8 protein-coding genes and 1 pseudogene are annotated in these 8,142 nt (G+C 28.0%); 6 read left to right on the top strand and 3 right to left on the bottom strand.

All coding sequences use genetic code 11. The annotated features are described in order from the left end of the window. Nucleotides 1-136: 136 nt before the first annotated feature. Nucleotides 137-523 carry a desulfoferrodoxin family protein gene (locus H8R92_RS06820; RefSeq protein ID WP_022212457.1) on the bottom strand — a complete coding sequence of 129 codons (387 nt, stop codon included), beginning with the start codon at nt 521-523 and terminating at the stop codon, nt 137-139. Between the two features lie 191 nt (nt 524-714). Between H8R92_RS06820 and H8R92_RS06815 the strand changes: the two genes are divergently transcribed. The 5 genes from H8R92_RS06815 (at nt 715) to H8R92_RS06795 (ending at nt 5,552) form a co-directional block, all read left to right on the top strand. Next, nucleotides 715-1,773 carry an LCP family protein gene (locus H8R92_RS06815; protein ID WP_022212456.1) on the top strand — a complete coding sequence of 353 codons (1,059 nt, stop codon included), beginning with the start codon at nt 715-717 and terminating at the stop codon, nt 1,771-1,773. A 37-nt stretch (nt 1,774-1,810) separates the two neighbouring features. Next, nucleotides 1,811-2,644 carry an aldo/keto reductase gene (locus H8R92_RS06810; protein ID WP_186835055.1) on the top strand — a complete coding sequence of 278 codons (834 nt, stop codon included), beginning with the start codon at nt 1,811-1,813 and terminating at the stop codon, nt 2,642-2,644. Between the two features lie 281 nt (nt 2,645-2,925). Further along, nucleotides 2,926-3,714: a PHP domain-containing protein gene (locus H8R92_RS06805; protein ID WP_022212454.1), complete on the top strand. Its 789-nt coding sequence runs from the start codon at nt 2,926-2,928 to the stop codon at nt 3,712-3,714. Between the two features lie 286 nt (nt 3,715-4,000). Continuing rightward, nucleotides 4,001-4,972 carry a tRNA dihydrouridine synthase gene (locus H8R92_RS06800; RefSeq protein WP_022212453.1) on the top strand — a complete coding sequence of 324 codons (972 nt, stop codon included), beginning with the start codon at nt 4,001-4,003 and terminating at the stop codon, nt 4,970-4,972. 25 nt (nt 4,973-4,997) lie between these two features. Then, complete coding sequence (locus H8R92_RS06795) at nt 4,998-5,552, top strand: DUF308 domain-containing protein (protein WP_022212452.1); 555 nt, start codon at nt 4,998-5,000, stop codon at nt 5,550-5,552. Nucleotides 5,553-5,644: 92 nt separating this feature from the next. Here the strand turns inward: H8R92_RS06795 and H8R92_RS06790 are convergent, their stop codons facing one another. Together H8R92_RS06790 and sdaAB are read right to left on the bottom strand one after the other, a co-directional pair. Further along, nucleotides 5,645-6,322, bottom strand: coding sequence for an L-serine ammonia-lyase, iron-sulfur-dependent, subunit alpha (locus H8R92_RS06790; protein WP_022212451.1), 678 nt, complete (start codon nt 6,320-6,322; stop codon nt 5,645-5,647). A 99-nt stretch (nt 6,323-6,421) separates the two neighbouring features. After that, nucleotides 6,422-6,808 (bottom strand): annotated as a pseudogene (sdaAB, locus tag H8R92_RS06785) (L-serine ammonia-lyase, iron-sulfur-dependent subunit beta); the annotation flags it as partial. A gap of 258 nt (nt 6,809-7,066) precedes the next feature. Here sdaAB and H8R92_RS06780 point away from each other — a divergent pair. Further along, a complete protein-coding gene (locus H8R92_RS06780; protein ID WP_022212449.1) occupies nt 7,067-8,083 on the top strand; it encodes a phosphotransferase in 1,017 nt (338 codons plus the stop codon). Nucleotides 8,084-8,142: the final 59 nt, after the last annotated feature.

Raw genomic sequence — 8,142 nt, 5'->3', positions numbered from 1 at the left:
ATACGGAATAAAGTATTAATTAATAGGAAAAATATAGCATAGAACCGATGTTAGTTCTATGCCTTTTAGAATACTTAAAATTAAATTCCCGAAGGGAGCGTGGCGAAAGCCACTTTTTTACTAATTAAATATAATTTTATTGAGCTTTAGTCATCCATAGTCCATGAAGATTACAGTAAGCATAAACTTCTTGTAATTTTTCATCAGGACATAAAGCAAATTCAATAACAGGATCAGTATTAGCTTTTAAAAATTTACGTTGAGCACCTTGATTAGTAACTATATAAACCCAACCTATCATATGAGCTTCTTCCATAGGATGTTTAACGCTACCTACATCTACTTTTACAATATTTCCATTAATCTGAAATTGTGGAACGTGTTTTTCTTGTGCTGCATTTGTAGAATTAGCTACTAATTCCTTCATAGGTTTATTATCACAACATATTTCACAGCCATTAGTTGATATTATTTCTACTATATCTTTCTTATCTTCACTTATTAATAATTTATTTTTAAACATTATAAAACCTCCATAACTATTTTTTTTAGTATGTGCTGTAATTAAAAAAATTATTTATCTACAAAGATTTTAGGCTAAAATTGAATAAGAAGTTGTTTTATGTTATTATTTTATGCAAAGTTACTTAATTAATGATAAAAGGTTAGATAAAGTAAAATAAAATAAAAGCATTAAAATATTAGAGGTACATTATGAAAAATAATAAAAAATGTAAAAATAAATATAAACAGATTCTTATAGCTGTTTTTTCAGTAATTATAATTTGTGTGGTAGTCCTTGGAGCGGGATATATGTATATTAGAGCTAATATATATAAGAAAACAGAGCCTTTAACATCAGAACATTTACAAGCACCTGTTAAAACAAAAGAAGAAACTATTGGGTATACAGAAGTTGAGGGAATTACTAATGTATTATTAGTAGGCGTTGATGGAATTGATTTTGATGAAAAATATCAAAGATCAGATTCTATGATTATTGCTACTTTAGATAGTAATAAGGAGAAAGTAAAATTAACATCTCTATACAGGGATACATTAGTTTACATTCCTGGTTATGGAGAAGAAAAGATGAATTTAGCCTTTAGTTTAGGGGGACCTGAACTTGTGATGGAGACTATAAAGTATAATTTTGATGTAAATATAGAGAAATATATAATGATAAATTTTGCTGGTTTTGAAGCTATAATTGATCAAATAGGCGGAGTAGAAATTGATGTGAAGGAATATCAATTACATGAATTAAATAAATATATAGGTCAAGCTACTGGGGGAGGCGATTGCCCAGTGGAAAAAGCAGGTTTACAAATTTTAAATGGTAAACAGGCTTTATCTTATGCAAGAATAAGAAAAGGTGTTGGCGATGATTATGAAAGAACTGAAAGACAGAGGGAAGTACTTTTTAAAGTGGCAGAAAAATTACAAAAAACTGATGTTATTAAGTATTTTTCTATAGCAAATAAGATGTTAGATTATCTTAGAACTAATATAGAGATTATGGATGGTCTGAATATGGCGTATACTATTTCAAAATTTTCAAACTTAGAAACAGAACAATTAAGTATACCAGTGCAAGAACTTTGTGTTGATGAAGAAGTTAATGGAAATATGGCTTTAAGAATGGATAGATATGAAAATGCATTAATACTTAATAATTTTATTTTTAATGATACTTTACCTGATTTTATTTTAAATAGAAGCACTGAAAAAAATCAAAGTATTTATTATGAATATGAAGGATTTGGAGAGTAAAATTACGAATATTATAAAAAAGTAAGGAGTTATTATGATGAATAAAAAAATAAAAGAATTAAGCAATAATATTAAAATGCCAGCCATTGGATTTGGAACATATAAGTCAGGCAATGAGGATGAAACAGCAGAAATAGTTAGTTATGCTTTAAAAGTAGGATATAGGCAAATTGATACAGCTTCATTTTATGGCAATGAAATTGGCATTGGCAAAGGGATAAAAAATAGTGGAATTGATAGAGAGGAAATATTCATTGTAACAAAAATTTGGAATTATGACCATGGATATGAAAACACTATAAAAGCTTGTAATGAATCATTAAAGAAGTTACAAGTGGAGTATTTAGATTTATATCTTATACATTGGCCTAATGAATTAAATGCAGAAACATGGAGAGCTTTAGAATATCTTTATAAGTGCGGAAAAGTTAAAGCAATTGGTGTTTGTAATTTTAAAATAGGTCATTTAGAGGAGCTTAAGAAAACTGCACAAATAATGCCAATGGTAAATCAGATAGAAATACATCCATTAAGTAATAAAGAAGGAATGCTTCAGTATTGTCAAAATAATAATATACAATTAGTAGCTTGGAGTCCTATAATGAGAGGAAGAGTATTTTCCAATGAGTTAATTATAGGTCTGTCAGAGAAATATAAGAAAACAATAGCCCAAATAATTTTAAGATGGCATGTACAAAGAGGAGTTATTCCTATACCAAAATCATCAAATAAGGAAAGAATAAAAGAAAATTTAAATATATTTGACTTTGAAATTTCTAATGAAGATATGAAAATTATCAATTCTCTTAATGAAGGTGATAGTGTATCAGTGTCAGGAGTACCAGATAATACAACATATCTTAAATACTAGTCAATCAATGAAAACATTTATCTAAATTAGGTAGATGTTTTTTATTATGATAATAGTAAAAATATTATATTAATATTGGATTCATTTTTGAAGATATGAGAGCATATAATAGTATTTGAACTTACAATATAAGGAGCATTTTAATTAATAAATATTTATAAAAAAGAGTAAGTAATATAATAATAATTAGATTTAATTCTGAAGTAATAAGTAAAGTAATAAAAAATATTAAAAATTATACAATTTAGTGTAGGCTTAATAATTTTAAAGGGGAGAAAAAGATGATCGATGTGCATGTACATTTAGAAAATGGGCCATATACAAAGGAATGGTTAGATCAATTTGTTAACAAGGCCATTGAAAGAAAAATCAAAGAGGTATATTTTTTAGAGCATACTTTCGTTTTTAAGGAATTTTATTTTTTATATGATGAAATGAAGAATTATAATGCATATCAAAATAATTGGTATGGAAATAAAGTGAAAAAAGCACGTAATATTAATGAATATATTAAATTTGTGGAAGAGATGAAAAAATATAAGTTTCCAATAAAAATGAAATTTGGACTTGAAGTATGTTATTCACCAGAACATGAAGAACAAATAAAAGTATGGAAGGAAAAACTGCCATTAGATTTTATGGTTGGTGCAGTTCATTTTATTGATGGATGGGCATTTGGTCATAAGATGCAGAAGTGGAAATGTGAAGATTACGATATGAATAAGATATATAAACGCTATTTCCAGTTATTTATAGATTTAGCGAAATCTAAATTATTTGATGGATTGGCCCATCCAAATGCATTGCAATGTTTTGGTGCTTTTCCACCAGGTGGTTTTTATCCAATGTATGTAGAATTAGCAAAGCAGATTAAGGCTAATAATATGTATATAGAAGAAAGTAGTGGACTTTCTATTAATTATGGAAATATGCCCTTAGGTATGAACTATGATATGCTAGAGGCTATGAGAAAGGAAGGAGTAGAAATTTGTACAGCTTCTGATGCTCATAATCCTAAAGATTTAGGAAAATATATCAAGGAAATGGAAAAATATATTTTACTACGATAAAATTGAATACTTTTTATAAAGATGGCACTATTAGTATTTTCAGTGTTTGAATTTAATCTTGCAAATGTAATATTAATAGCTTTAAAAATTTTATAATAAGTATTTTTGATTTTAATATTTAATGGTATAATCATATTCTAGTCATTCCTTATGTGATGTATTTATGTTTTTTGTGAAATTATTATATCACATAAGGGATAACTTTATTTTTACAAATTTTGTTTATTCAATAACCTATAATGAAACAAAAAAGTTATTAGAATGCTTAAAATGAGGAGTTAATAGGATGAAATTTTATTTTGCACCACTAGAAGGTGTTACAGGATACATATATAGAAATACATATAATAAGTTTTTTGGCGAAGAAATAGATAAATATTTTACACCGTTTATAGTACCAACAATGAATTATTGTTTTACCTCAAAAGAATTAAATGATATTAAGCCTGAACACAATAAAAATATTAAGGTAATTCCTCAAATACTTACTAATAATGCAGATTATTTTTTAAGCACAACAGAAAAGTTAAATGAATTTGGTTATGATGAAATAAATTTAAACTTAGGATGTCCATCAGGAACTGTGGTTTCTAAGTTTAAGGGCTCAGGATTTTTAGCTAAAAGAGAAGAATTAGATATGTTTTTAGAAGAGATATTTTCAAAAACAAATTGTAAAATATCTTTAAAAACAAGAATAGGTAAAGATTCACCAAATGAATTTTATGAGCTTATTAAAATATTTAATAAGTATCCGTTAGAAGAGCTAATAATTCATCCAAGAATAAGACAAGACTTTTATAAAAATACTCCTAATATGGAGGTTTTTAAGGATGCAATAAAATTAAGCAAGAACACTTTAGTTTATAATGGTGATATTTTTTCAGTGGAAGATTTTAAGAAATTTAAGTCTGAATGTCCAAGTATTGATACAGTTATGCTAGGAAGAGGACTTATGGCTAATCCAGGACTTATAGGAGAAATAAAAGAAAAATCTATAGTACATAAGGATACTCTAAGAGCTTTTCATGATGAAATATATGCTAGATACAAAGAAGTTCTTTCTGGTGATAAAAATGCTTTATATAAAATGAAAGAGTTTTGGTTTTATATGATTCATAGCTTTGAAGACAGTGAAAAGTATGCTAAGCGTATAAGAAAGTCTAAAAGTGCGGCAGAATATGAAGGGATAATAGTGAGCCTATTTAATGAACTTGATATTTCAGGAGATAATGAAAGAGGATTTTCTCTAATAAAATAATTGAATTATATATAGCAAATATTAAATGATAAAAGAAGAAGGAAAGGTGAGAGCTATGAAAAGAGGAATTGGGGCATACATATCAGCAATATTAATTATATTAAATGGAGTTATATGTATTGTTAATCATCAGCAAATTTATAAATGGATTCCAAGCCTTTGTGGAGCTATATTATTGATAAAAGGAATAATAATGCTCATAGAAGGTATAAGAGCAAAGGAATATGCCACTTTAGAAGGAAAAAAAATTGAAAGGGCAATAGTTATTATTGCTATAGGTATAGGAATAATTATAAGACAAAGTGATGCATTATTTATTGTTGGTGTATTTTGGGGATTAGAAGGCTTAAATAAGGCAACTAATTATTTAAACGAAGGATTATACTATTTTACTAGGAAAGAAAAGTTTATTTTTCCAATGAGTAAAGCTATAATTGAATTTGTTTTATCTAGTATATTAATATTTGATCCATTTTCTAAGATAGCAGAACATGTAGTGATATTAGGTTTAGAACTGGTATTAGAAGGAGTATCTGAATTTGTAAATATTTATAAAGGAAAAGAAGAACTGTTAGCATAATATTTATTGAAAAGAAGCTTCCGTGGAAAGGAAGCTTCTTTTCAATATTTAAATAGAGTTTTGTTTTCTAAAGAATATATATAAAATTATTACTAATTTTCCTTTTTACCAAAAACTTTTTCTTGAAGAGCTTTACCAGTTGGTGTAATAGCACATCCACCTAAAGCAGTTTCTCTTAATTCTTCAGGTAAGCCTGTACCAACTTTGTACATAGCAGCAACAGCATCATCAAAAGGTATCTTTGAATTAACACCTGCCATAACCATATCAGCAGTACATAAAGCATTTATTGCACCAGAGACATTTCTCTTTGCACAAGGTATTTCAACAAGACCTGCAACAGGGTCACAAACTAATCCTAATACATTTTTAAAGATGATAGCAGCGGCATCTAAACTCATCTTTGGTGTTCCACCCATAAGTTCAACTACAGCACCTGAAGCCATAGCACCATTTACTTCTGAAGAAGAAATAGCCATAGCCATAGCCATAACAATTCCGTTACCCATTAATGAGTTTCCAGTATTGCAGTATTGTTGAAGACGGTAAGCATCTCCCCCTATAAGCCCGCTTAAAGAGTAAACCTTCTTTTCTCTACCAGCAGTAGCTGATTCTTTCATTGCATCAAGAGTTATTTTCATTTGAGCAAAAAGATCTTCACGAGAAACATTTTTAAGTTCCATTTCTTGACGAATAGCATATTCACTTAATGAAATTTGTTCAGCAGCACAGATTTCTAAAAGTTCTTTACCTGATCTAGCAATTTTCATTATTAATTACCTCCTAAAGAATTTATTAAAATAACACGGTTTACACCTTCAACTGCTTTGATTGCAGCTATTAATTCTTCTGATACATTGTTATCCTAGTCCACCACCGATAGATGAGCCAAGCACTTCCCAATTAATATCATCACAATCTGTCATAACGATTTTTACTGTATTAGGATGAACTTGTCCTAAATCTGCTGGTAAGAAGTGTACTTCTAATCCTTCTTTCTCAGCAATTAAAAGAGCATCTCTTAATCTTTCATCATCAGGCATCATTCCTAAGATACCAGCAACTAATGCACGGTCTGTCCCATGTCCTTTATAAGTTTCTTTAAAAGAACCATGAAGTAAGAATGTTACATCTTTAATAGGTTTGTTAACAATAGTTCTTGCTATTTTACCTAATCTAGCAGCACCAGCTGTATGTGAAGATGATGGACCAATCATAATTGGGCCTAAAACGTCAAATATTCCAATGTTAGCCATAGTGTTTATCCTTTCTTGTGTAAAAATTTAATATTTATTATAAATAAAAATCTAAGCTTTAGAATTTTCTAAAATTGTAATTGTTTTCCTTGGTAATTATGCAACAATCGACAAAGTATGTAAAATGTTTTAAATTTATAAAAATACTTGCTATGGAGTTAACTTCAAGTGATAGGATTAATTCATAAGGTATAGAATAAATTTTCAAGAAGTAATCTCATAGTTTATAATTAATATGAAAGAAAGGGAGGAAGTGTTTTGGAGGAGCAATATATTGAGTATATTTTAAAACAGTATTTTAATGATATAAATTATAGTGTAAAGGATGGAAATAGTGGTATGAATAATACCACCAAGTTTTTAGTTATAAATGAAGAAGAATATGTCTTGAGGATATATGAAAGTCATAATGATAAGAAAAAAGTAGGTTTTGAGCATAAGATATTAGAGGAATTAAATAGAAGAAATCTTTCTTTTGTTATACCTAATCCTAAAGTTAATTTTAAGGGCGATACAGTAGCTTTAAGTATTGATGGTAAATTAGCATCTCTTTCCAAAGCCATTAAAGGAAATAATCCTTATTTGAAAGATAAAAAACAATTTTATAGTCTTGGTAAGGCTGTAGGAGAAATAACTAGAGAATTATCTCAAGTAAAGATAGAAATACAATCTAGCTACCAGCCTTGCTATGAATTAGAAAAATCGTATCCTACATGCCCCTTAAAAGATGTAATAGATTTTTGTGATAATCCTCCTGAGGATTTTAAGAATGAAAGAGGTATTTTAGGGGGATTGAAAAAATATTTTATTGAATTTAAAGACATAATACCAATATTAAGAGAGCTTCCTCATCAGTTTATTCATGGTGATATTAATAGTTCTAATGTGCTAGAAGATGAAAAAAGAAATATTTGTGCAATTCTTGATTTTGAGTTTACTGCTAGAGATTTAAGATGTATGGATTTAGCCATATGCTTATCAGAAGCTATTGCCAATGATGAAGATGATAAAGTTAAATTTGATAATATAACAAACTTTATGACAGGATATAAGAAGTTTATCTCTTTAACTGATGATGAAATAAAAGTAATGCCATATTTGATTATGTTACGTAGGCTAGATGTGATTATTCATTTTTTAGTTAGATATAATGAAGGAATTAATAATAGCTATATCACTGCTGATAAAGTATTAAGAGAGCAGCTAATTAAAGGTAGACGCTTATGTAGATGGGTAGAAGAAAATACGAATCGTATAAGAGAAATTTTAAAATAAAATTGACTTATTAAAAAGTATTGAAAATTTTTGAAAATGGGCACTTTTTATAAAGATGA

This window comes from Clostridium lentum (assembly GCF_014287815.1).
GTDB lineage: Bacteria > Bacillota > Clostridia > Clostridiales > Clostridiaceae > Clostridium > Clostridium lentum.
The sequence above is the reverse complement of the archived record's forward strand: the minus strand, read 5'-3'. Positions and strand labels throughout refer to the sequence as shown.

Coding starts and splice junctions, on each gene's coding strand:
- H8R92_RS06790 (WP_022212451.1), bottom strand. CDS start 6,322: ATGAAAATTGCTAGATCAGGTAAAGAACTTTTAGAAATCTGTGCTGCT.
- H8R92_RS06810 (WP_186835055.1), top strand. CDS start 1,811: ATGAATAAAAAAATAAAAGAATTAAGCAATAATATTAAAATGCCAGCC.
- H8R92_RS06820 (WP_022212457.1), bottom strand. CDS start 523: ATGTTTAAAAATAAATTATTAATAAGTGAAGATAAGAAAGATATAGTA.
- H8R92_RS06805 (WP_022212454.1), top strand. CDS start 2,926: ATGATCGATGTGCATGTACATTTAGAAAATGGGCCATATACAAAGGAA.
- H8R92_RS06800 (WP_022212453.1), top strand. CDS start 4,001: ATGAAATTTTATTTTGCACCACTAGAAGGTGTTACAGGATACATATAT.
- H8R92_RS06815 (WP_022212456.1), top strand. CDS start 715: ATGAAAAATAATAAAAAATGTAAAAATAAATATAAACAGATTCTTATA.
- H8R92_RS06795 (WP_022212452.1), top strand. CDS start 4,998: ATGATAAAAGAAGAAGGAAAGGTGAGAGCTATGAAAAGAGGAATTGGG.